Here is a 24,023-nt window from a genome sequence, read left to right as displayed (position 1 = left end):
CCGGATTTTCCGCCGATGCCCTTGTCACCAGAGTCTCCGCCGCCGGCGGGCGACCTCGCGCCGCTCCTGAACCAGGCCGTGCTGCGGCTCAGCCCGGACCTGCGGACGGCGGAACTGTCAGCCGACCGGCTCGCCGTCAAATACGTGCCGGGCCGCCGTTACCTCGTGCTGACGCCCCAGCAGTGGGCGCTGCTGCAGGAGTTTGGCCCCGGCCGGACCGTGACGCAGGTGCTGTGTGCCGTCATCTCGGCGCAGCGGTGTCCATCGCTGCGGGAATTTTACGAGCTCGTGGTGAAAGCGGTGCGGGCCGGAATCCTCCAGGCTGATGTGACCCCGCCGCCCCCGGCCGTGGCGCCGGCGAAGTGGGCATTGCGGCTCAATGGCGCCCTGCTGCGCTGGACGACGCTGGTGTTCGGCCTCGGCGCGGTCGTCTGCCTGCTGCGGCGCCCGGTGTATCTGCCGCAGCACCCCGCGTGGCTGGCGCTCGGCTGGCTGGCGGTCTGCGCGGCGGCGAGCGCGGGCTGGGCCCTGGCGGCCGGCGTGGTGCGCGCGGCCGGCGGCGAGGTCTATCACCCGCGCTTCGCTTGGAAGACTTTCGCCCCGCGCTTCATCGCGGACCTTGACGACGGGCTGATGTGTGGACGCGCGGCCCGGATCAACGCGGCGCTGGCACGGCTGGCCCCGCTGTTCCTGTTCGCCGCGCTGGCGGCCTGGCGCCTGCCCGAGCTGCTGGTGCCGGCGCTCGCCGGCGTCCTGCTGCAGCTGTCGCCGCTGTGGCCCTCACCGCTGCAGGAGCTGCTCGCCGTGTTCTACCGCGACCCGCAGCTGACGACGTCCTACGACTTTGTCTTCGCCCAGGACCGGCTGTTCGCGCTGCTGGGGCGGGCGCGGCGGCAGATGGCCGACGGGAAATACCTGCTGGCCTGCGCCGCCGGGACCGTGGTCTGGCTGCTGGTGGTCTTCCTCGGCGGCTGTGTGTTGCTGCAGACCAACGCGACGGAATTGCTGCAGCGGTTCAACGCCGCCGGCGGCTGGCGCTACACGGCGCTGGGGCTGCTGGTCTGCGCCGGACTGGTCGTGGCGGTGTCGGTGGGGGCGGCGGCGTGGATCGTCTTCCGGCATGTGCGGGCCTGGGCGCGGGAGCGGGCGGAGCGGAAGCTGCGGCCGTCGGCCGTGCTCGTGTCGCCCGAGACCATCGCGCAATGGCTCGGCCGGACGATGCTGTTCCGCGAGCTGGCGGCGGCGGACCTGGCGGCGCTGGCCGCCGCCGTGAAACCGGAGGAGCACAAGCGCGGGAGCTACGTGGTGCGCGAGGGCGAGCCCGGCGCGCGGCTCTACCTGGTGCTGTCCGGCCGGCTCGAGGTGCGACGCGATTACGCGCCCGGCAAGTCGGAGCCCGTGGCCGGGATGGGCGAGGGCGACGCGTTCGGCGAAATCGCCCTGCTGCAGGGCGGCGTGCGCACGCGGTCCGTCCGGGCGCTGGGCAAGAGCATTTTGCTGGGGCTGGACAAAACGGACTTCGAGCGGCTCGTGCTCTCGAAGCTCTCGCGCGCCGCGGTGGAGGACGCGGTGCAGAAGGTCGGCTTCCTGCAGCACCTCGAGCTCACGCGCAATTGGAGCCAGCCCACGCTCGCGGCCTTCGCCCGGCGGACGAAGCTGCTGGAGTATGCCGAGGGCGCGCTGGTCGTGCAGGAGGGCGCCAACAACCACTGGTTCTTCCTCGTGCATCGCGGCGAGTTTGCCGTGACCAAGGGCAAGGAGGAGCTGCGGCGGCTGCATCCGGGCGACAGCTTCGGGGAGATGAGCCTGCTCGGCGACGGCATCGCCACCGCCACGGTGACGGTGCGCAGCAGGGTCGCGAGCTGCCTCGTGATCAGCGGCCGCGACTTCCTCGATTTCATGACGCGGGACTTCACCGTCGGCCTCGGCTGGGAGGACGCCCGGCTGCACCCGGTGAAGCGGTAACCGCTCCCGGCCGCCCTCAGGCGGTCGCGGACGGCGGCGCGTGGTGGCGCTCGTAGTGCTTGTAAGCCGTGTAGCCCACGCCGGTCATGCCGCTCAGGATGGCCGGGAACAGCAGGGTGTCGTAGCCATAGCGTTCGTAGCCCAGCGCGCCGGTCATGCCGCCGGCGAAAAACCCGAGCAGCAGGACACCGTAGAGGCGGAAGCGGAACCAGTCCACCGTGGCGCCGCGCAGGAAATGGCCGCAGGCGATGCCGAGATCGGTGACCATGCCGGTCATGTGCGTGGTGCGCATGGTCGAGCCGCTATAGCTGGACACCATGGCGTTCTGGAGGCCGCAGGCCATCGCGGCCAGATAGTCGCCGGCGTTGGCGCCGCGGCGCAGGAAATAGACCGCGAGAAACAAGGCCGTCGATTCGAGCGAGAGCGCCACGCCGTAGCGCCGGCCGAGGCGCAGGCGCCCTTGGCTGATGAGTGCGCCGCTGACCAGGCAACCGAGGAAGAACGCCGCGAGGATGGCCAGGGCATGCAGCGCCACGGCATAATTGCCGCGGCCCAGTTCCATGCCGAGCAGGGTGACGGTGCCGCTCATGTGGCTGAGCGCCTGGTGATGGACGCCGAGGAAGCCGACGGCGTTGATGACGCCAGCGGTGATGGCGAGGGCGAGGCCGCCGAGGTAAACCCAGGCGGGGGTGGTGTGTTCACGGATCATGGATCAGGAGGGAGGACGGTCACCGGCCTGCAGCAGTTCGCGGGCCCGGACGAGCGCGTCGTCGAAATGCGCCCGGATGTTGCGCCGGCCGAGCCGTTCGATGAAGCCGGCCTTCACCATCATGTCGAGCGGCTGCCGGTGCGGGCCGCTGAGGATGACGGTGCCGCCGGCGGTCTGCATGCGCTCGACGATGCTCTCCAGGGCGTTGAGCGCCGTGGCGTCCATGGCCGGAACCAGCTGCATGCGCAGGATGAGCACGCGCGGCAGCGTGCCGGCGCGCAGCAGGGCGTCCTCCATCTTTTCGGCGGCGCCGAAAAAGAAGGGCCCGAAGATGCGGTAGACCACCACCCCTTCGGGGATGTCCTTGCCGTGGGCGAGTTGCTCGGGGGTTTCCAGTTCGTCGCGCGCGGTGACCCGGGCGATCTCGGTGGTTTCGGCCATGCGCTTGATGAAGAGGACGGCGGCCAGCATCAGGCCCACCTCGACCGCGACGACGAGGTCGAACAGGACCGTGAGGCTGAAGGTGGCCAGCAGCACGACCGCGTCGCTGCGCGGCATCTTGCCCAGCCGGGTGAGTTCGTGCCACTCGCCCATGCGGAAGGCGACCACGATGAGCACGGCGGCGATGGCGCCCATCGGCACAAAGCGCGCGTATTGCGAGAAGAAGAGCACGATCAGCAGCAGGGTGAGGGCGTGCACCATGCCGGCGACGGGGGTGCGCCCGCCGGCCTTGACGTTGGCCGAGGTGCGGGCGATGGCTCCGGTGACGGGCATGCCGCAGAAAAGGGGACAGACGATGTTCGCGACCCCTTGGGCGATCAATTCCGTGTTCGAATTGTGCCGATCGTTGACCAGCCCGTCCGCCACCACCGCCGAGAGGAGCGACTCGATGGCGCCGAGCATCGCGATCGTGAAAGCCGGACCCAGCAGCGTGCGGATGCGCTCGAAGGAAACCTCCGGCCAGACGAAGGGCGGCAGGCCGTGCGGAATGGCGTCGGGGCCGAACAGCGAGCCCACGGTGGCCACGCCGCGCGACTTGTCCCAACCGAGCCAAGCGACCAGTCCGGCGGAAACGACCATGGCGATGATGGCCCCCGGCACCCGCTCGGCATGCAGCCGGGCGCGATACCTCGGCCAAAAGTGGATGAACGCGGCGCAGGCGGCGGCCAGCAGCAGCGTCGGCAGGTTCAGCTGGGGCAGGTGGGTCAGCAGCCAGGGAACCTTGTCCACGAATTCGCGGGGTGGCGGAGTGGCGGCGTGGATCCCCGCGAAGTCCGCGGCTTGACCGGTGGCAATGGCCACGGCGATGCCGGTGGTGAAGCCGCTCGTGACCGGGTAGGGGATAAACTTGATCAACGTGCCCAGGCCGCTGAAGCCCATCACGACCAGCATCACCCCGGCCATGATGGTGGCGAGCAGGAGGCCGTCGAAACCATGGCGCTCCACGATCAGCAGGATCACGGTCACGAAGGCTGCGGTCGGGCCGGCGACCTGCACGCGGCTGCCGCCCAACAGGGAGACGATGAAGCCGCCGATGATCGCGGTGAAAATGCCGATGGCCGGGGCGGGGAAAGGGGTGGCGGCGCCGAGGGGGATGCTGGCCACCCCCAAGGCCAGCGCGAGCGGCAGCGCGATCAGGCCCACGGTGATGCCCGCGAGGATGTCCGTCACCGCCTGCTGCCGGCTGTAGGGCTGGCGCAGCAAGGCGATCGTCCGTGGCAGGAATCTCAACGGCGGCAGCGGCCAGTATCCCGGGGGATCGGAGGGCTTCATCGGTGGGGCGGATGGCTCATGGGATGGGCCGCAGTCTGCGCCGATCCGCCGGCTCACGCAATCAAACGATGCACGGGCCGCCTGGTCCGGGCGGGCACCGGACCTACTTGCCCAGCACCTTGCGGATGATCTTGCCGAGGTCGCCGACGCGGTAGGGTTTGGTCAGGTAGCCGCAGAAACCCATCGCGAGGAACTGGCGGGCCATGTCCTCGTTGTCGTAGCCGCTGGCGATGATGGCGCAGACCTCGGGATGCAGTTCGCGCAGCACCTTGAACGTCTGCTCGCCGCCCATGCCGCCGATGATGGTCAGGTCCATGATGATGATGTCGTAGGGCCGGCCGATGTTGAGGTAGCGCTTGTAGAGCTGCACGGCCTCGTCGCCATCCTTGGCGATATCGCACTTGTATTCGAGGCTCTCGATCATGTTCTTGGTGAGCGCGCGGATCTGCTCGTCGTCATCCATGAACAGGATGCGGCCGGTGCCGATCTTCTCGTCCCGGAAGCGCAAACTGGGCGAGCGGCGGGCGGCGACTTCCTCGGGCTGGTCAGCCAACGGGAGGAACACGGTGAACGCGGTGCCGCGGCCGACCTCGGAGTCGACGCCCATCTGGCCGCCGTGGCGCTTGACGATGGAGAGGACGGTGGCGAGACCGAGCCCGGTGCCGGATTTTTTGGTGGTGAAGAAGGGGTCGAAGATCTTCTCGAGGTGCTCGGGCTTGATGCCGCTGCCGTTGTCCTGTACCTCGATCTGCACGTAGGTGCCGGCGGCGAGCGGGGCGACCTGGCCCTCGGTCAGGACGGCGTTGGCGGCGTTGATCCAGATCTGCCCGGTGCCGGTCGTCATGGCCTGGATGGCGTTGATGATCAGGTTCTGGAAGACTTGGAGCATCTGGGCGCGGTCCACGCAGATGGTGCCGGTGCCGGGCGCAACGGTAAGCTCGACCTTCACAGTCGACCCGGCGGCCGCGAGCCGGTGGGCCTCGGCGAGGATGTCGGCGGGCTTGACGACCTGGCGGACGGCGCTGCCGCCCTTGGCGAAGGTGAGCAGCTGCTTGCTGAGGGCCTTGGCCGCGAGGCAGGCGCGCTCGCTGTTTTCGAGGCTCGTGAGGTCGCGGTTGTCCTTGGCCAGCGACACGCCGCCGAGGATGGTCGTGAGCAGGTTGTTGAAATCGTGCGCGATGCCGCCCGCGAGCTGGCCGAGCGACTCGAAGCGGTTGGCGCGGACCAGCTCCTCCGGCGTCAGGCTCATCTCGCCCGGGTGCCGGAACACCAGCACGGCGCCGGCCGGCCGGCCGGCCGCGTCGATCACCGCCCGGGTGCTGAAGGCGATGGGTTGCGGCGGGCCGGAGCCGTTATCGAGGGCGAACTCCATGTTGAGCGGCGTGGCCTCGCCCGTGCCGATGGCCTTGGCGACGGGGCTTTCGCCCGGCTGGCCGCTCTCGCGGTGGACGAGGCGGAAAAGCTCCCACGCGGGCAGGCCGATGCTTTCCTCGCTGGTGCGGCCCAGCAGCTGCTCGGCCTTGGCGTTGAGATGGATGATCTGGCCGCCGGCGTCGGCGAGGAGCACCGCTTCCTGCAGCTCCGCGAGCAGGAGGGCGAGGTGCGCGGCGGGCAGGCCCGGGCCGGCCGCGATCGCGCTGGCCTCGGCCAGCGGCACGGCGAAGCCGAGGACGCGTTGCAGTTCCTTGCGCCGGGAGATGTGGCGCACGATACCGGCGTGGACGAGCACCTCGCGGTCTTCCCGGTGGCGCAACCGGAGCGTGTCAAAATAGGAAACCTGATTCGGGTGCTGGGCGAGAAAGTAGGCGGGCAGGCCGCCGCTGGTCTCGTCCATCGGCAGGGCGCGCAGGACGGACTCGATCGTGTCGGGGAGTTCCGCGTCCGAGTAGCCGAGCAGGGACTTGAAGCCCGGCGACAGCCAATAAAGGCCGGCGGAGAAATCGAGATCGAACAGGCCGACGCGGCCGCGGTCGCCGAGCTGCTGCAGGCGTTCCTCGGCACGCAGGGTAGCCTCCTCGAATTCCTTGCGGTCGGCGATGTCCAGGTGCACGCCGATGACGCGTTGCAGGGCGCCGTTGGGCCCGAAGACCTGCAGGCCGACGCTCTGCACCCACACATAGTGGCCCTGGGCGTGACGCAGGCGGAACTCGAGGGAAAACTGGCGCGTGCCGGTCGCCCCGGCCCGGGCCTGGCGGTCGGGGGCGGCGGACGAGTCGTCGGGATGGATGAGGTTCAGCCACGTCTCGTAGGTATTGGGCAGGGCCGCCTCGGTGTAGCCGAGCATGCGCTTCCAGACCGGTGAGTAATAGACCTCGTTTTTCTGGAAGTTGAGGTCGAAGAAGCCGAGCGCGCTGCGCTCGTGGAGTTGGGTGAGGAAATTGTCGGCCGGTGTGGTGTCCGCCGGTGCCGCGGTCGCCGGCAGGGTGATGAAGGCGAAGTAGCGGCCCGGGGCGTCGCCCGCTTTCTCGAGGCGGACGTTGACGTCGAACGCGGCGGCCTCCTTGGGCTGCAGGCGGAGCGAGATGGGATGGCTCTGCGCGGCGATCAGCAGGACCTCCCATTGCGACTGCACCCAGCCGGACTCGCGCGACACGACGTCGAAGGTGAAGAGATTGGGGAACAGGTCGCCCACGAGCTCCGCATTGCCGGCCTGCCACAGCGCGCAGGCCGCGGCACTGGCCACCTGGATGCGGCCGTCCGTATCCAGCACCAAGACGGTGCTGCTGCCGGTGGCCAGGAGCCTGGCCGCGGAGTGCTGGGCGGAATGGGTGCTCAAGCGGGTTGGTAGGTTGTAGTTATGAAAAGCAGCCGCCAGTCCAGACATGCAATCGATTGCGCAGGTGGCGGACTTTATATCACTTTTACAAGCGGCGGCAAGGCCGGTCGCCTGAATCAGTCACGCGCGGGCCGCGGAAGCCTGCCAGGCGCGCACCCGGCGCTCGAGGAAGTCGATCCACACCGGTTGGTCGTTCAGGCACGGGATGTGGTGGAACGACTTGCCGCCCGCGGCCGTGAAGTCCTCGGCCCCGCGCCCGCGGATTTCTTCGAGGGTCTCGAGGCAGTCGGTGACGAAAGCCGGCGTAATGACCAGCAGGCGCTTTTTGCCCGCGGCGGCCAGGCGCTTGAACTCGAAATCCGTGTAGGGCTCGAGCCAGGGCTCGTTGGCGAGACGGGACTGGAACGCGATGGACCAGTTCGCCGGGTCGAGACCGGCCTTTTTCGCGAAAGCCTGCGTCGTGCGCGTGATCTGCGCCTTGTAGCAGGTGGCGTGGGCCGGGCTGCAGGTGTTGCAACAGTCGGCGACGACCTGGCAGTGTGCCTGCGAGGAGTCGGCCTTGGTCAGGTGGCGCACCGGAATGCTGTGGTAACTGAAAAGCAGGTGGTCGTGCGGCTGGGCGAGGTGGGGCCGGGCGCTCTCGACCAGCGCCGTGATGTAGTCCTCGTCGGCAAAATAGGGCGCGACGCACTCGAGGTGCATTTTCGGGGCAATCTTTGCGGCCTCGCGGCGGACCTTCACCACGACGGTCTCCCAGCTCGACATGGCGTAGTGCGGGTATTGCGGGAAAAGCAGGAGCTCCGTGACGCCCTGCGCGGCGAGTTTGGCCAGCACATCCGGGATGGACGGGTTGCCGTAGTTCATTGCCAGCTCGACCGGCAGATCGAGTTTCGCCTGCAGCTTGGTCTGGGTGTGCTTGCTGGTGGCGATCAGCGGCGAACCCGCGGCGGTCCAGACGGTGGAGTAGGCGTGCGCGGAATCCGCGGCCCGGCGGGAAATGATGAAGTTGACCAGCAGCGAGCGCAGGAAAGCGTTGTCCGGCTTGTCGATCACACGCTCGTCGCCGAGGAATTCGCGCAGGTAGCGCTTCACATCCGGGACGGAGGTGGAGTCGGGGGAGCCGAGATTGAGCAGCAGGACGGCCGGCGAGGGCATGGGGTGAAAGAGGTGGGGTTTTCGCTTGGAAAGTCAACCGGCCGGAGGAGGTTTTTGATTGCCCGTTTTCGCTGGAAGCCGGACAACAGCGCCATGCCTGCCAAGACCGCTCCGGTGCTGCTCGTGATCCGCGATGGATGGGGTGCGAATCCCCACCCGGAGCAGAATAAATTCAACGCCGTTTACCTGGCGAGAAAACCCGCGGACGACGCGCTGCATGCCAGGTCCCCCGTCACGCTCGTCGCGGCCAGCGGGCTCGACGTCGGCCTGCCCGACGGCCAGATGGGCAACAGCGAGGTCGGCCACGAGAACATCGGCGCCGGGCGGATCGTCGACCAGGAGCTGGTGCGCCTGAACAAACTTTTCTCCGAGAAGCAGCTCGCGCGGAATCCAATCTGGCACGCCCTCGTCGCGCGCTTGAAATCGAAGCCCGCCGCCAAGCTGCACCTGATGGGCATCGTGTCCGACGGCGGCGTCCATGGCATGCTGGAGCATCTCTACGGCATTCTGCGCCAGGCGAAGGAAGACGGGCTGGCGGGCCGCGTGTTCATCCACGGCTTTACCGACGGTCGCGACACGCCGCCGCAGAGCGGACTCGGCTACATCCGGCAGGTCGAGGCCGAGTGCAAAAAAATCGGCGCCGGCCGGATCGCCACGGTGTGCGGCCGCTTCTGGGCCATGGATCGCGACAACCGCTGGGAGCGCGTGCAGAAGGCCTATGACATGCTGACCGGCAAAAAAGCCGAGGCGACCGCGCCCAGCGCCGAGCAGGCCATTTCCAGTTATTACGAGAAACCGCTCAGCCCGACGCAGCACGGCGACGAGTTCGTGCCCGCCACGTGGGTCGTCGGCGCCGACGGCCAGCCGGTGGCGACGTTCGCCAACGGCGACGCGGTGCTCTTCTACAATTACCGCGGCGACCGGCCGCGCGAGATCACGAAGGCCTTCGTGATCGACGGCTTCAAGGAGTTCGATCGCGGCGCGAAGCTCGACCTCTACTATGCGACGATGACCGAGTATGAGTCCGGCTTGCCGGTGCATGTGATCTCGGGCAAGCCGGCCCCGCTGAAGAACATCCTGGGCGAGGTGGTCAGCAACGCCGGCATCGGGCAGTTCCGCTGCGCCGAGACGGAGAAGAATCCGCACGTGACTTTCTTCTTCAACAATTACCGCAAGGAACCGTTTCCCGGTCAGGTGAACGCCTGTCCGGCGAGCCCGAAGGTGCCGACCTATGACATGCAGCCGGAGATGTCGGCCGCGCAGGTGACGGCCGAGGCCAAGGCCGCGATCCTCTCCGGCCAATACGGCCTGATTGTCGTCAACTACGCCAATCCCGACATGGTCGGCCACACCGGCTCGCTGCCGGCCGCGATCAAGGCCTGCGAGGCGACCGACCAGGGGCTGGGGGAGTTGCTTGCCGCGCTGGCCACGAAGAACGGCAAGGCCGTCATCCTCGCCGACCACGGCAATGCCGAGCAGATGTGGGACCCGGTGCACAACGCCCCGCACACCTCGCATACGCTGAATCTCGTCGAGGTCTTCGCGGTCGGCGAGGGGCTCGTGGCTGGCCAGACCAGGATGCGCACCGGTGGCCGGCTGGCGGACATCGCCCCGACCGTCCTGTATCTCATGGGCTTGCCCAAGCCGGCGGAGATGACCGGCGAGAGCCTGGTGCTTGAATAAAGGTGGAACCCGACCTCCGGGCGGGTTTTCAGAGCGCACGCCAAGCAAACCCGTCCGGAGGCCGGGTTCCACCTGCACCAGCGGCTCTTTGCCGGCCCCGTGTCATAGGGGCTCAAAATCTGGTTGCCCCGGGGTGGGGCGGGCCGTTTGGTTGAGCGTTCCGCACCCATGAAACGCACCCATCACTGCGCCCAGCTCACCAAGGCCAACCTCGGCGCGACCGTGTCGCTCGCCGGCTGGGTTGACTCCGTCCGCGACCACGGCGGCATCATTTTCGTGGATCTCCGCGACCGCGAGGGCGTCACCCAGGTGAAGTTCGACTCGAATCTTCGTGCCCAGGCCGCGCTGCTCAAGGACGAGTCCGTCATCGCGGTCACCGGCAAGGTCGAGCCCCGGCCCGAGGCAATGGTGAACAAGAACCTCCCGACCGGCGAGGTCGAGATCGATGCCACCGAGCTGATCGTCCACAACCTTTCCGACACGCCGCCGTTTCCGCTGACCGACGCCGGCGGCGACAAGGTCAACGAGGACCTGCGGCTGACCTACCGCTACCTCGACCTCCGCCGCCCGAAGATGCGCAAGAACCTCGCTGTGCGCCACCGCGCGACGAAGTCCGTCCGCGACTACTTTGACTCCCAGGGTTTCTACGAGGTGGAGACGCCGGCGCTGTTCAAGAGCACGCCCGAGGGCGCGCGCGAATACCTCGTGCCGTCGCGCATCCACGCCGGCCAGTTCTACGCGCTCTCGCAGTCGCCCCAGCAGTTCAAGCAGATCCTGATGGTGGCGGGCGTGGAGAAGTATTTCCAGATCGCCCGCTGCTTCCGCGACGAGGACCTGCGCGCCGACCGCCAGATGGAGTTCACCCAGATCGACGTCGAGGTGTCGTTCATCGACCGCGAGGGCATTTACGCGCTCTTCGAGGGCATGCTGAAGAAGGTCTGGAAGGACGTGCTCAACCACGACCTGCCCGTGCCGTTCCCGCGCCTGGCCTACAAGGACGCCATGAACCGCTACGGTGTCGACAAGCCCGACACCCGCTTCGCCATGGAGCTCGCGGACTTCAGCGAGCTGTTCAAGAGTTCCGGCTTCAAGGTGTTCGCCTCGACCGTCGCCGCGCACGGTTCGGTGAAGGCGTTCAACGCGAAGGGGCTCGCCGACATCACCCAGGGCGAGATCGGCGCGCTCGAGGAGATCGCAAAGTCGCTCGGCGCGAAGGGCCTCGCCTTCATCAAGGTCGAGAACGGCGAGTGGAAATCGCCGATCGTGAAATTCTTCAGCGAGGCCGAGAAGGCCGAGCTGACCCAGAAGCTCAACATCGAGAACGGCGACATCATCTTCTTCGCCGCCGCCCCGTGGGAGCGCGCCTGCGCGATCCTCGGCCGCACCCGGCTCGAGGCCGCCCAGCTGCTCGTGAAGCGCGGCAAGATGACGCTGCGCGCCGACCAGTGGAATTTCCTGTGGGTCGTCGATTTCCCGCTCATGTCCTACGACGAGGAACGCGGCAGCTACGCGGCCACGCATCATCCGTTCACGGCGCCGGTCGTCGAGGACACGGGCCTGCTCGACAGCGACCCGAAGGTCGTCCGTGGCCAGCACTACGACGTCGTGCTCAACGGCATGGAGCTCGGCGGCGGGTCGATCCGCATCCACCAGCCCGCGCTGCAGAAGAAAGTTTTCGAGGACGTGCTCAAGATCCCGGCCGACGTGGTCGAGAGCCGCTTCGGCTACCTGCTCAAGGCCTTCACCTACGGCGCGCCGCCGCACGGCGGCATCGCCTTCGGCCTCGACCGCATGTGCGCGCTGCTCTGCGGCACCACGAGCATCCGCGACGTCATCGCCTTCCCCAAGACGCAGAAGGCGCAGGATCTCATGGCCCAGAGCCCGACGCCGGTCACGGCCAAGCAGCTCAAGGAACTGCACATCTCGACGGTCATCCCGCCGGCCTGAGCCGAAAGGCAGCGGCGCGGCTCAGAGCTGCAGAGGCAGGCCGATCTCGATGATCTGGGTCGGCGGCAGGCGGTAATAGTCGCGCGCCGGGCGGGCATTGCGGCTGAGCAAACGATAGAGCATTTTCTGCCACAGCCACATCGGGGCATTCCCGTCGGTGAAGATCATTTCCTGGTTGAAGATGAAGGTCGTGGACTGCGGCACGACGGGCACGCCGCGCGCGCGGATGCGCTCCATCAGTTCGCCGACGTCCACCGTCTGCATGTAGCCGTAGCGTCCGACGGCCCGCCAGATGCCCTCGCCGAGCCCGCTCAGCACGAGCTGCTCGGTCCGGTGGATGGTCGGCACCTCCTCGGTGAGGATGGTGAGCAGCACCACCGTCTTGTGCAGGCAGCGGTTGGCCTTCACGTGGTGCAGCAAGACGATCGGGGTGCCGCGCGGCATCCCGACCATGAACACCGCGCTGCCGGACACCCGGACCAGGTGCGTGCTGCGGGCGATGCCCATGAGCTCCGAGTCGGTGATGCTGCGATTGTGCACGCGCTGGTAGATCTCGTCCCGGCCGCGCTTCCACGTGTGCATGACCACGAGCACGACGGCGCCGATGGCCAGGGGAAACCAACCGCCGTCGGTGATTTTGCGGGCGTTGGCGAACAGGAAGGCCAGGTCAACGAGCAGGAAAACGCCGCACAGCGTCCCGGCCAGCCAGAGTGGCCAGTGCCAGCGGCGGACGACGACCAGGAAAAATGCCACGGTGGTGATTGCCATGGTGCCCGTGACCGCGATGCCGTAGGCCGCGGCGAGGTTGTCGCTGGCCTTGAACATGATCGTGGTATAGATGCAGCCGACGGCGAGCAGGGTGTTGACCAGCGGCAGATAGATCTGCCCGGAAAAATCGGGGTTGGTATAGTTGATCTTGAGCCGGGGAAAATAGCCGAGCTGGATCGCCTGCCGCGTCAGCGAATACGCGCCCGAGATCAGCGCCTGGCTCGCGATGATGGCGGCGACGATGGAAAGGCCGATGAGCAGGGCGCGGCCGAGGCCCGCCGGCGCGAGCATGAAGAAGGGGTTTTCCGCGGACTGCGGATTGGCCAGCAGGTAGGCACCCTGGCCGAAATAATTCAGGATCAGCCCCGGGAACGCCGCGCCATACCAGGCCAGCGTGATGTAGCGGCGGCCGAAGTGGCCCAGGTCGGCGTAGAGCGCCTCCGCGCCGGTGATCGTGAGCACGACGGAGCCCAGCAGCGTGGCGACCTCGACGGGGCGGTGGGCGAGGAGAGCGAAACCAGCCCGGGGATCGAGCGCCCGCAGCACGCCGGGCGCATGGCTGATGTGCCAGAGGCCGAGCCCGGCGAGGACGATGAACCACACCAGCATGACCGGGCCGAAGATGCTGCCGATCTGCTTCGTCCCCTTGTGCTGGAACCAGAACAGTCCGGCGAGGATCGCGCACGCGAGCCACATGATCTGGTTTTGTGTGAAGTCGGGACTGAGCGCCTTGCAACCTTCCGCCGCGCCCAGCACCGAGATGGCCGGGGTGATGATGCCGTCGCCATAGAGCAGCGCCGCGCCGATAAGAATCATGATCACTGCCGCGCCCAGCCCGCGACGGGAGCCGGCCTCCTTGCCTTCGCGGGTCGCCGCCGCGTGGCCCGGAATCAAGGCCAGCAGCGCAAAAATGCCGCCTTCGCCCTCGTTGTCCGCCCGGGTGATGAACGCCAGGTATTTGACGCACACGACGAGGACCAGCGACCAGAACATCAAGGAGCAGATGCCGAGGACGCCCGCTTCCCGGGTGACACCGGTCGGCAGGTGCGCCATGCACTCGCGCATCGTGTAAAGCGGGCTCGTGCCGATGTCGCCGAAAACGACGCCGAGGGCGCCGAGCGCCAAAGCCGCCTGGGCGCTGCGGCGGAGGTCCATAGGGGGTTGGGAATTCATGAAGCCAAAGGCCGCGCATTCTGCGTCCGCCCCGGGCGAGTCCAAGCAGTTTCGCAGCCAAGTGGTCGCTCGCGTGGGCGTTACGGCAGGACACGGCGGCCCAGGGGGCGTATGTCACGGATGCGAAGCGGATTTTTTATCGCCTCCGCGCCTTGGCATACCAGCTGCTGAACCAAAGCTGTTGCCAGTGGCAAGGCCGGGACAACTCAGTCCGGGCGGCGCCGCTGGTGGCACCGCGCATCATCACACCACACTGGTGCGCGGGTCGTTCATGCACCGCAAAGGAAAGCCGAACCAGATAATGATTATGAGCAAACGCCCCCTCCCATCGCATTGGCTACGCGCGGCCGAATCAAGGCTCGCGCTGTTCTGCAGTTCTGTCGTGTCAGAAGTTTTGGCGAAAACGCACCTTGGTGCGTTTTCGAGCCTGGCGCAAGCCGCCATGGCCTGCAGCAGCCGCCTTGGCGCGGCCGTCGCAGCCAGCAACTAAATTGGCCGGACCCATCCACGGCTCAAACCATCAAACAATTCTGACATGAAAAGATTTATCGAAAAGATGAAGGATCCGAAACAACGCACGTTGTTTTACGCCCTGTTCGGCGGCAAGATGCTGGGCCTCGCGCTCTGCTTTGCGCTGATCTTCGGAGTCTCCGCCTATCTGACCTCAACCAAGGCGCAGGCGCAAACCGCGCCCGCGCCCGCGGCCACCACCCCGGCGCCGGCGCCAGCGACTCCCGCACCTGCCACCGCGACTCCCGCAGCCGCGCCGGCGGCTGCGGCAGCTGCTCCAGCTGCGGCGCCGGCGGACGTGCCGAATCCGCCCTACGTCAATGCGATCAACACGATGTGGGTCCTGGTCACCGCGTTCCTCGTGTTCTTCATGCAGGCCGGATTCATGTTCCTGGAGGCCGGCTTCGCGCGCGAGCGGGAAACCATCAACGTGCTGCTGGAGGGCATCGTGGACACCTGCCTTTGCGGCATTCTGTTCTACGCCTTCGGCTTCGCGTGGATGTTCGGTCACGGCAACGGCTACATCGGCTGGGGCGACGGGGCCGGGCACTCCTGGTATTTCCTCCAGAACCTGCCGGACACCTACGAATCCACGGGCGTCGCGACCCTGGCGTTCTTCCTCTTCCAGTTCGCCTTCGCCGACACCTGCTCGACGATCACGTCCGGCGCCATGCTGGGCCGCACGGGATTCTGGGGCGATCTTTGGTATAGCATCGGGGTCAGCGGCTTCCTCTATCCGATCTTCGGGCACTGGGCCTGGGGTCCGGACGGCTGGCTCAACGCGATCCCGTTCTGGAAGGCCGCGCCGTTCCATGACTTTGCCGGCTCGACCGTCGTTCACACCATCGGCGGCATGATTGCGCTCGCGGGTGCCATCGTCCTCGGCCCGCGGTTGGGCCGCAAGTTCAAGCGCGACGGCGGCGGGCCCATGCCTTACCACAACATGACGATCGCGTCGGTGGGCGCCATCATCCTGTGGTTCGGCTGGTATGGGTTCAACCCGGGTAGCACGCTTTCCGCCATGGATTCCGCCGGCATCGCCCGCGTTGCCGCCAACACCACGCTGGCCGCTTGCTCGGGCGGTCTCGCCGCGCTCTTCTTTGTCTATCCGCGCTTCAAGAAGTGGGACTGCGGCGCCACGGTCAACGGCCTGCTGGCGGGCCTGGTGGCCATCACCTGCCCGTGCTACTGGGTGTCGCCCTTGGGCGCCATTCTTCTGGGTGCCGTCGCGGGTGTGATTGTGATTCTGGCGACCGATTTGCTGGAATACCTCCGCATCGACGATCCCTGCGGCGCGTGGCCGGTCCACGGGGCGTGCGGCATCTGGGGCACCATCAGCCTGGGGCTCTTTGCCACCGGCCAGTTCGGTGCGCCGACGCCCACCGGCGCGGACACTTCGGCCGGCGCGATCGTCAAGGGCCTGTTCTACGGCGGCGGCACCGACCAGCTGGTCGCCCAGGTCATCGGCAACGCGGCCATCGGCATCGGCGTGTTCATTGCCGCCATGGTCCTCATGTATGCAGTCAACGCCACCGGCACCCTGCGCCTTTCCAAGGAGGGCGAGCTGGAAGGCCTCGATCTCCATGAGCACGGTGGCACCGCTTATCCGGACACCAAAACATCCTCACACTAAAACTCCAGGCAGGCCGCCCTGATGACCCGTTTTCAGGGCGCCCTTGTCCGGCCAAGACAACATCAGCCAAAAGCAGATTTTCATGAAACTCATCATAGCCATCATCAAGCCGTTCAAGCTCGACGAAGTTAAGGAAGCGCTCGGTGCCGTTGGCATCGAGGGCATGACGGTCACGGAGGTCAAGGGGTTCGGCCGCCAGAAGGGCCACACCGAGATCTACCGCGGCAGCGAATACACGGTGGATTTCCTGCCCAAGGTGAAGATCGAGATCGCCGTGGCCGACGACATCGTCGCCAAGGTCATCACGGCCGTCACCGCCGCCGCCAAGACCGGCAAGATTGGCGACGGCAAGATCTTCGTGCTCCCGCTGGAGGATGTCATCCGCATCCGCACCGAGGAACACGGCGACAGCGCCGTCTGACGCCTGCGCCGCTTCGGATCAATTCAAGCCGGCCTCCAGATGGGGGCCGGCTTTTTTGCAATTAGGATGCCTTTTAGGCCGGGCCAAGCGGGGCGGCTGCGGCCACAGGAAGAACTGGACATCAGCGGACCTACCGGGGAAGATGATCCTCCATACCCAGCCTTTTTACCAATCCCATGAAGCTCATCACCGCCATCATCAAGCCGTTCAAACTCGAAGCCGTTAAGGAAGCGCTGACCAACGTCGGCGTCGAGGGCATGACCGTCACGGAGGTCAAGGGGTTCGGCCGCCAGAAGGGCCACACCGAGGTCTACCGCGGCAGCGAATACACGGTGGATTTCCTGCCCAAGGCCAAGATCGAGATCGTCGTCAGCGACGAGATCAAGGACAAGGTTGTCACCGCCATTGTGAACGCCGCCAAGACCGGCAAGATCGGCGACGGCAAGGTTTTCATCTCACCGGTGGACGACGTCATCCGGATCCGCACCGACGAGCACGGCGAAAGCGCCGTCTGAGGTCCGGGTCCGCGTTTTTTTTGCGAGCCGGCTCCCACACGGGACCGGCTTTTTTGCTTTGGATCGTTGTAGGGCGGGGTCACCGCACCCCGCCTCGAACGGGATATCATGTTCGCACGAAGGCGGGGTGCGGTGACCCCGCCCTACAGGTCTGATATCGGCTTTTTGCTTTTCACCGGCGGCCGGGCGGGTGATGTTGCCGGTTCTCCCGCGCCCTCATGTCCGCTTTGCAGAAAATCAGGATCCTCGACACGCATACCGGCGGCGAGCCCACCCGGCTCGTCCTGGAGGGCGGTCCCGATCTCGGCCGCGGCCCGCTCAACGAGCGCGTGAAGCTCTTCCGGGAGAAGCACGACGCCTTTCGCACGGCCATCGTGGGGGAACCGCGCGGATCGGATGTCTTCGTCGGCGCCCTGCTGGTCGAGCCGCACGACCAGACCTGCCACTTCGGGCTGATTTTCTTCAACAACGTCGGCTACCTGGGCATGTGCGGGCACGGTCTCATCGGCTCGATCGTCGCACTGGCCCATGCCGGCATGGTCCAGCCGGGATTGGTGCGGATCGACACGCCGGCCGGCTACATCGCCGCCGTGCTCGCGCCGGGCGGGGAGGTCACCTTCGACAACGTGCCGAGCTACCGCAAGCAGCAGGACCTCGAGCTTTACCTGCCGGGCGTGGGCAATATCCCCTGCGACATTGCCTGGGGCGGCAACTGGTTTTGTTTGATCGAGCAGCACGAACAGAAGCTTGAACTGGCCAATGTCGCGCAGCTGACCGACTATTGCTTGCGCGTCCGGCAGGCGGTGAGCGATTCCGGTTTTCCCGAGGTGGACCACATCGAGCTGTTTGGGTCGTCGGCGAAGCCGGGCGTGAGCAGCAAGAGTTTCGTCCTCTGTCCCGGCGGGGCTTATGACCGGTCGCCTTGCGGCACGGGCACCAGCGCCAAGCTCGCGTGCCTGGCGGCGGACAACAAACTGGCCCCGGGCGCCGAATGGGTGCAGGAGAGCATCGTCGGCAGCACGTTCCGCGCGAAATACCGCCGGCAGGGCGACAAGATCGTCCCGACGATCGCCGCCACGGCCCATGTGACGGCCGAGGCCACCCTGTTGCTCGATCCGGCCGATCCGTTTGCCTGGGGCATCCGATGAATTCGATCTCCCCCTCATGCAGGGTCGTCGCTTGCGACGACCTTGGAATATCGCGAACGGGGTCGTCGCAAGCGACGACCCTGCAGGGAAGAACTTGAACATGCGTCAATCAAAGTCGGTCATCATCTGTGGCGGCGGGGTCATCGGCCTGAGCTGCGCCTACTACCTGGCGCGCGAGGGCTGGCGGGTCACGCTCGTCGAGCGCAACGCCGAGGGCACGGACTCCTGCGCGCACGGCAGCGCCGGTTACATCTCGCCCAGCCACGTGGAGCCGATCTCGGCGCCCGGCATGGTGTGGAAGGGGCTGAAGTGGATGATGAGTTCGCGCAGCCCGTTCTATATCAAGCCGCGGCTCGACAGCGACCTGATCCGCTGGGGCTGGCTGTTTGCGCGACATTGCACGGAGCAGCACCGGCGCCGCTCCGCCCCGGTGTTGCGCGACCTATGCCTCGGCGGCCGGAAACTTTTCGTGGAGTTGTCGGACATCACCGGGGACGCGTTTGAGCTGAAGCAGGAAGGGTTGCTGAACCTTTGCCAGCTGCCGGAGACGCTCGACAAATACACCCACGGCCTCGCCACCCTCTGCAATGAGGTCGGAATCGAGGCGCGCGTCCTGGATGCGGCTCAGACCGCCGCGCTCGAACCGGGCGCGAAGCTGAAAGTGGCCGGCGCGATCTATTTCCCGATCGATGCGCACATCTCGCCGCGGCTGTTCGTCCCGGCCCTGACCGCGCTCCTCAAGGACATGGGCGTGAAGTTTTCCTGGAACACCAGCGTCTACGGCTGGCGCGCCGAGGACGGCCGCATCGCCGGGGTGTCGACCACGGCGGGTGACCTGGTCGCCGACGAATATGTGCTGGCCGGCGGCTCATGGTCGCCGTCCATGGTGCGGGACCTGGAGATCAAACTCCCGATGCAGGCGGGCAAGGGCTACAGCCTCACGCTGGAGCGGCCGCGGCTTCAGCTGACCAAGTCGCTCATCCTCACCGAGCGTCGCGTGGCCGTGACGCCGATGGGTGACAAGCTGCGCTTCGGCGGCACGATGGAGATCAGCGGCCACAGCGACACGGTGCGGCCGGAGCGGGTCGAACAGATCATCGCCGGGGCGCGGGCGTTCTTCCCGGAAATGACCGCGGCCGACTTCGCCGGCGTCAAGCCGTGGTTCGGTTACCGGCCGGTTTCGCCCGACGGGCTGCCCTACATCGGCCGGTTGGGGCGCTACGCCAACCTGGCCACGGCGAGCGGGCACGCGATGCTGGGGCTCACGATGGCACCCGTCTCCGGCCTGCTCATCGCCGAAGTGCTCGCCGGCCGCAAACCCTCGGTGGACCTTTCTTTGCTCAACCCCAACCGTTACGCCTAGCGGTGCGCTTTGGGGGCGACAATTTGATTCAATCCGCGGGTGAACGGGATATAAACGCAGCCGGACCGGCTCGGGTCCAAGGCACTCAGGCATTATCGCTCAGCAGGCGGTAGCCGATGCCCGTCTCGGTCAGGAGGTATTTCGGGGCGTCCGGCTCGTCCTCCAGCTTCTGGCGCAGGCGCATCATGAAAACCCGGAGATAATGCGTCTGGCCCTCCAGTTTCTGACCCCAGACTTCGTGCAGGATCTGGCGGTGGGTCAGGATCCGGCCCCGGTGGGCGACCAGCAGGCGCAGCAAGGCATATTCCTTGGCGGTGAGCTTCAGATTCCGGCCGTCCTTCGTGACCGACCGGTTCATCAGGTCCACTTCGATCGCGCCAAAGCGGGCGACGCCGGCCGGTTCGGCCGGCTTGACGCGCCGCAGGAGTGCGCGCAACCGGGCGAGGAGTTCGGCGCCGCCAAAGGGTTTGGTCAGGTAATCGTCGGCGCCGGCATCAAGGCCGGCCACCTTGCTGTCTTCCTGGCCGAAGACCGACAGGATCAGCACGGGCAGGGGGGTCCATTCGCGCAGACGACGGAGCACCTCCACTCCCGGCAGGTCCGGCAGCCCCAGGTCGAGGATGATGGCATCGGGTTGGCGGTGGGCGGCGGCGACCAGGCCGGCATGTCCGGTTTCAGCCTCGCGGACGGCATAGCCCGCGTCCTCCAGCGTGAAGCGCAGCAGCCGGCGGATCTGGATTTCATCGTCGATCACCAGTACCTCGGGCTTGGCGGCCGGTGTGATCATTCGTGGGGCACGCTCTCGTGCGGGCTGCAGGGCAGGCGGAGGGTGAAGCGGGCGCCCGGTCCGGCCTGGTCATCGATCGTGACGTCGCCGCCCTGCGCCTGCATGAGGCCGCGGACAATCGACAGACCGAGCCCCAGGCCGCCGCTCTGGGCGTCGGCTCCGCGGCGGAATTTTTGGAAAAGCTGGGCCTTGAGCGCCGCCGGGATGCCCGGCCCCCGGTCGGCAAAGGTCAGGAAGACCTGCGCTTTCTGACGATCCACGCCGGCGGAGACGGACAACGGGCTGCCGGCGGGGGTGTAGAGCACGGCGTTGAGCAGGAGGTTGGTGACCACCTGCTCCATGAGCGGGGCATCCGCCATGAAAAGCGGCATGTCGGCGGGGATTTCCAGCTTGAAGGGCCGGCCGGCAAGGGCATCGCCCAGTCCGCGACGCGCCGCGGAGATCAGATCGCGGGCATCGCACCAGTCGAGCTGCGGCTTGACTGCGCCGGCTTCCAGCCGGCTTTGGCTGAGCAGGTTGGCCACGACCCGGTTCAGGCGGCTGGTGGCGGTGAGAATCTCGCCCGGCAGGTCCGCGCGCCGGGCGCCGCCTTCCTTGGCGAGGTTTTCCGCGGCGGCGCGCAGCACAGCCAGCGGGGTCTTCAGTTCATGGGAGACACTGTCGAGCAGGGTGCGGTGCAGGCGGTCGGACTCCGTCAGGAGCTTGGCGCGCTCGCCGGCGGCCCGCAGGTGTTCGCGTTCGACCAGCAAGGCGATCTGTGCCGCAAAAGCCTCGAGCAGGTCGCGTTGCCGGGGTGTCGAGCGGGTCGCCCCGGCCGGAGGGCGCACGACCAGCACGCCCAGCACCTGCCCGGCCCGGAGCAACGGCAGGTGCAGGACCGGCGCCTCCGGCGATACGTTGGTGAACCGGCCGGCCTCGTGGCGGTTGCGCGCCGTCCAGGCGGCGAGGGACAGCCCGGCCTGATCAAGGCTGCAGGAGCCGGCCGGGTGGGGCGCGAGGGTGCCGTTTTCCCCGGTCAAAAGGAGTGCCGTTTGCGCCTCGAAAAGATCATCGGCCTGCCGCAGGGCCGCGGTCACGCCTTCATCCAAGGTGTGCGCACCGGCCAGCGCCCGGGTGAGGTGAAACAGCGCCGTGGCCCGTTGCTCGCGCTGGCGCTCGAAGCGTTCTTGCGTGCGGATAAAGGCGGTGAGCTGCCCGGCAATCAGGGCCACCACGAAATACGTGCCCAGCAGCAGGCCGTCGTCGAAGTTGATCACGTGAAAGGAAAGCCGGGGCGGTATGAAGAGAAAGTTCCAGACCAGCCCGCTGACAATCGCCGCCGCCAGCGCCGGCCAACGGCCGACGCGCAGGCAGAGCATGATGACCGTCAGCAGATAGACGTGGCCGAGCGCATGGTAGCTGAAGGGCGTGAACCAGCCGGCAACGGTGACCGCGACGATGACCGCCAGCACCTCGAGATACTCCCGGGCCGGCGAAAGCCCGCGCCGCATCCAGTAGGCCGGCCGGTTGTGCGGATCCGCCGAGGGACGCGTTCCCGGCGCCACTTTCGAAAACAAAAGTGAATGGCGCATAAAGGACAGCGGGAAAGGCGGGGGGAGTGGCATTCGGACAGGGTCGATGATGCAGTTAACATACCAATCGCCGGGGGATATGACACACAGCGGCAGCCCGTCAGAGGGAGGCTGTTTATTATTCGTTTACTATTTCGACAGGCTTGGCATCGGCCGTGCTCAACTCACTGTCGTTTCCCGCCCGGCAAATACACCCATTAATCCCACCCAAAATCACATGTTTATGCACCTCACCCGCGTCCTTGGCAGACTGGCCGTCCTGGCCTTGGTCGGCCTGCAATTGAATCTCGCGGCCATGGCCGAGGAGACGAAGCCGGCCGCGCCCACGCCCACGCCCACGCTGGAACAACGCGTGGCCGGGCTCGAGGCCTACCTCGCCAACGGCGACCCGACGGCGGCGCTGAAAGACGCCAAGGGCAACACGCCCGACGGCCTGACGACGCCGTCGGTCGGCACGTCCGGTCCCGGCCACAATGCCTGGATGATGACCAGCGCGGCGCTCGTGCTCTTCATGACGCTGCCCGGCCTGGCGCTCTTCTATGGCGGCTTGGTGCGCAAGAAGAATGTCCTTTCCGTCATGGCCCAGTGCCTCGGTTGCGCGGGTCTGGTCACGATCCTGTGGTGGGCCTTCGGCTACAGCCTCGTGTTCGGCAAAAGCTTCAACAGCCCGTTCCTCGGGGGCTCCGAGTTTTTCTTCTTCAAGGGCGTGGATAGCGCCCCCAACACCGATTACGCCTACTGGGTTTCGCAGAACGTCTTCTCGATGTATCAGCTGATGTTCGCGATCATCACCCCGGCGCTGATCGTGGGTGCGATCGCCGAGCGCATGAAGTTCTCCGCCATCATGCTCTTCATCACGGTCTGGATGTTCGTCGTCTACTTCCCGCTCGCCCACATGGTCTGGGGCGTCACGGGCTACATGAACGGCGTGTGGAACGCCGGCGCCGCGATCAAGGCCATCGACTTCGCGGGCGGCACCGTGGTGCACATGTCCTCGGGCTGGTCCGCCCTGATCCTCTGCCTGATCCTCGGGCCGCGCCTGGGCTTCGGCAAGACCCCGATGCCCCCGCACAGCATGGTGCTGTGCATGGTCGGCACCGGCATGCTCTGGGTCGGCTGGTATGGCTTCAACGCCGGTTCCGCCGTCGCGGCCGACGGCGTCGCCGCCAACGCCTTCACCACCACCACGCTCGCCACCGCGGTCGCCTCCTTCGTCTGGGCCGGGCTCGAATACTTCACCCGCAAGCACGCCTCGGTCCTCGGTTTTTGCTCCGGCGCGGTCGCGGGCCTCGTCGTGGTGACACCGGCCTGCGGTTTCATCAACAGCACCGGCGCCATCTGGGTCGGCGTGCTGGCCGGCGCGGTCCCGTTCCTGGCCTGCACCAAGCTCAAGGGTTTCTTCAAGTATGACGACGCGCTCGACACCTTCGGCGTCCACGCCATCGGCGGCACGCTCGGGGCGTTCATCACGGGCATCTTTGCCACGACTTCGGTCAACGGCAACCTGGCGACGAACCTGAAGGACGTCGTCGGCCACACCCTCTGGCTGGAACAGCTCAAGGCCATCGGGCTGACCCTGGTCCTCGCCGTCGTCTCCACGGTGGTCATTGCCTACATCCTCAAGGCCGTCATCGGGCTGCGCCCCACCGTCGAGGGCGAACAGCAGGGCCTCGACCTCACCGACCATGGGGAGGAAGGCTACATCCTCGAGGCCAAGTCCTGATCCACCCTCAAGCACCAATTCCATGAAACTCATCATCGCCATCATCAAGCCGTTCAAGCTCGACGAAGTGAAGGAGGCGCTCGGCGCCACGGGCATCGAGGGCATGACGGTCACCGAGGTCAAGGGGTTCGGCCGCCAGAAGGGCCACACCGAGATTTACCGCGGCAGCGAATACACCGTGGACTTCCTGCCCAAGATAAAGATCGAGATTGCCGTGGCCGACGACATCGCCGCGAAGGTGGTCGGCACCATCACCTCCGCCGCCAGGACCGGCAAGATCGGCGATGGCAAGATCTTCGTGGTCCCGCTGGACGACGTGATTCGCATCCGCACCGACGAGCACGGCAACAGCGCCGTCTGAGCCGGTTCCCCTCCATGCATTTGGGTTAGCTCATAGCTCATA

At 66.7% G+C, this 24,023-nt stretch carries 17 protein-coding genes; 10 read left to right on the top strand and 7 right to left on the bottom strand.

The window, feature by feature from the left end; translation table 11 throughout:
- Positions 1-15: 15 nt before the first annotated feature.
- Entirely contained in the window at positions 16-1,965 is a 1,950-nt protein-coding gene (locus BLU29_RS18725; RefSeq protein ID WP_091054671.1) for a cyclic nucleotide-binding domain-containing protein, read from the top strand.
- A 16-nt stretch (positions 1,966-1,981) separates the two neighbouring features.
- Here BLU29_RS18725 and BLU29_RS00720 read toward each other — a convergent pair whose 3' ends face one another.
- From BLU29_RS00720 to hemH, 4 genes are all read right to left on the bottom strand, one after another.
- The gene (locus tag BLU29_RS00720) at positions 1,982-2,674 is read right to left on the bottom strand and encodes a YoaK family protein (protein ID WP_091054670.1); all 693 of its coding nucleotides are present in this window, start codon (positions 2,672-2,674) and stop codon (positions 1,982-1,984) included.
- A 3-nt stretch (positions 2,675-2,677) separates the two neighbouring features.
- Positions 2,678-4,447, bottom strand: coding sequence for a SulP family inorganic anion transporter (locus tag BLU29_RS00715; RefSeq protein WP_091054669.1), 1,770 nt, complete (start codon positions 4,445-4,447; stop codon positions 2,678-2,680).
- 103 nt (positions 4,448-4,550) lie between these two features.
- On the bottom strand, positions 4,551-7,223 hold the full coding sequence (locus BLU29_RS00710) for a PAS domain-containing protein (protein ID WP_172830177.1): 2,673 nt from the start codon (positions 7,221-7,223) through the stop codon (positions 4,551-4,553).
- A gap of 120 nt (positions 7,224-7,343) precedes the next feature.
- Positions 7,344-8,378 (bottom strand): ferrochelatase, encoded by a 1,035-nt coding sequence (gene hemH, locus BLU29_RS00705; RefSeq protein ID WP_091054667.1) that lies wholly within the window; start codon positions 8,376-8,378, stop codon positions 7,344-7,346.
- A gap of 93 nt (positions 8,379-8,471) precedes the next feature.
- Here hemH and gpmI point away from each other — a divergent pair, with 93 nt between their 5' ends.
- Both gpmI and aspS read left to right on the top strand, forming a co-directional pair.
- Positions 8,472-10,061 carry a 2,3-bisphosphoglycerate-independent phosphoglycerate mutase gene (gpmI, locus tag BLU29_RS00700; protein WP_091060811.1) on the top strand — a complete coding sequence of 530 codons (1,590 nt, stop codon included), beginning with the start codon at positions 8,472-8,474 and terminating at the stop codon, positions 10,059-10,061.
- Positions 10,062-10,229: 168 nt separating this feature from the next.
- Positions 10,230-12,008: an aspartate--tRNA ligase gene (gene aspS, locus BLU29_RS00695; RefSeq protein ID WP_091054666.1), complete on the top strand. Its 1,779-nt coding sequence runs from the start codon at positions 10,230-10,232 to the stop codon at positions 12,006-12,008.
- Between the two features lie 21 nt (positions 12,009-12,029).
- On the opposite strand, the gene BLU29_RS00690 is transcribed toward aspS, so the two are convergent.
- Positions 12,030-13,931, bottom strand: coding sequence for a KUP/HAK/KT family potassium transporter (locus BLU29_RS00690; protein ID WP_231962281.1), 1,902 nt, complete (start codon positions 13,929-13,931; stop codon positions 12,030-12,032).
- Between the two features lie 553 nt (positions 13,932-14,484).
- Here BLU29_RS00690 and BLU29_RS00685 point away from each other — a divergent pair.
- The 5 genes from BLU29_RS00685 to BLU29_RS00665 all read left to right on the top strand — a co-directional run bounded on the left by BLU29_RS00685 (position 14,485) and on the right by BLU29_RS00665 (position 19,539).
- Positions 14,485-16,092 (top strand): ammonium transporter, encoded by a 1,608-nt coding sequence (locus tag BLU29_RS00685; RefSeq protein ID WP_197677742.1) that lies wholly within the window; start codon positions 14,485-14,487, stop codon positions 16,090-16,092.
- Between the two features lie 82 nt (positions 16,093-16,174).
- The gene (locus BLU29_RS00680) at positions 16,175-16,513 is read left to right on the top strand and encodes a P-II family nitrogen regulator (protein ID WP_091060806.1); all 339 of its coding nucleotides are present in this window, start codon (positions 16,175-16,177) and stop codon (positions 16,511-16,513) included.
- A gap of 176 nt (positions 16,514-16,689) precedes the next feature.
- On the top strand, positions 16,690-17,028 hold the full coding sequence (locus BLU29_RS00675) for a P-II family nitrogen regulator (protein ID WP_091054664.1): 339 nt from the start codon (positions 16,690-16,692) through the stop codon (positions 17,026-17,028).
- 218 nt (positions 17,029-17,246) lie between these two features.
- Entirely contained in the window at positions 17,247-18,176 is a 930-nt protein-coding gene (locus tag BLU29_RS00670) for a proline racemase family protein (RefSeq protein ID WP_172830176.1), read from the top strand.
- A 100-nt stretch (positions 18,177-18,276) separates the two neighbouring features.
- Positions 18,277-19,539 (top strand): FAD-dependent oxidoreductase, encoded by a 1,263-nt coding sequence (locus BLU29_RS00665; RefSeq protein WP_157693534.1) that lies wholly within the window; start codon positions 18,277-18,279, stop codon positions 19,537-19,539.
- Positions 19,540-19,624: 85 nt separating this feature from the next.
- Here the strand turns inward: BLU29_RS00665 and BLU29_RS00660 are convergent, their stop codons facing one another.
- Positions 19,625-20,326 (bottom strand): response regulator, encoded by a 702-nt coding sequence (locus BLU29_RS00660; RefSeq protein ID WP_091054662.1) that lies wholly within the window; start codon positions 20,324-20,326, stop codon positions 19,625-19,627.
- Positions 20,323-21,897, bottom strand: coding sequence for an ATP-binding protein (locus BLU29_RS00655; RefSeq protein ID WP_172830175.1), 1,575 nt, complete (start codon positions 21,895-21,897; stop codon positions 20,323-20,325). Before BLU29_RS00655 ends, BLU29_RS00660 begins: the two co-directional genes overlap by 4 nt.
- Before the next feature lie 223 nt (positions 21,898-22,120).
- Here BLU29_RS00655 and BLU29_RS00650 point away from each other — a divergent pair, with 223 nt between their 5' ends.
- Together BLU29_RS00650 and BLU29_RS00645 are read left to right on the top strand one after the other, a co-directional pair.
- Positions 22,121-23,620 carry an ammonium transporter gene (locus BLU29_RS00650; RefSeq protein WP_091060801.1) on the top strand — a complete coding sequence of 500 codons (1,500 nt, stop codon included), beginning with the start codon at positions 22,121-22,123 and terminating at the stop codon, positions 23,618-23,620.
- Between the two features lie 22 nt (positions 23,621-23,642).
- The gene (locus BLU29_RS00645) at positions 23,643-23,981 is read left to right on the top strand and encodes a P-II family nitrogen regulator (protein WP_091054660.1); all 339 of its coding nucleotides are present in this window, start codon (positions 23,643-23,645) and stop codon (positions 23,979-23,981) included.
- Positions 23,982-24,023 lie beyond the last annotated feature (42 nt).

The organism is Opitutus sp. GAS368, assembly GCF_900104925.1.
GTDB lineage: Bacteria > Verrucomicrobiota > Verrucomicrobiia > Opitutales > Opitutaceae > Lacunisphaera.
Note: the sequence above shows the minus strand (reverse complement) of the source record. Positions and strands in the feature narration are given on the sequence as shown.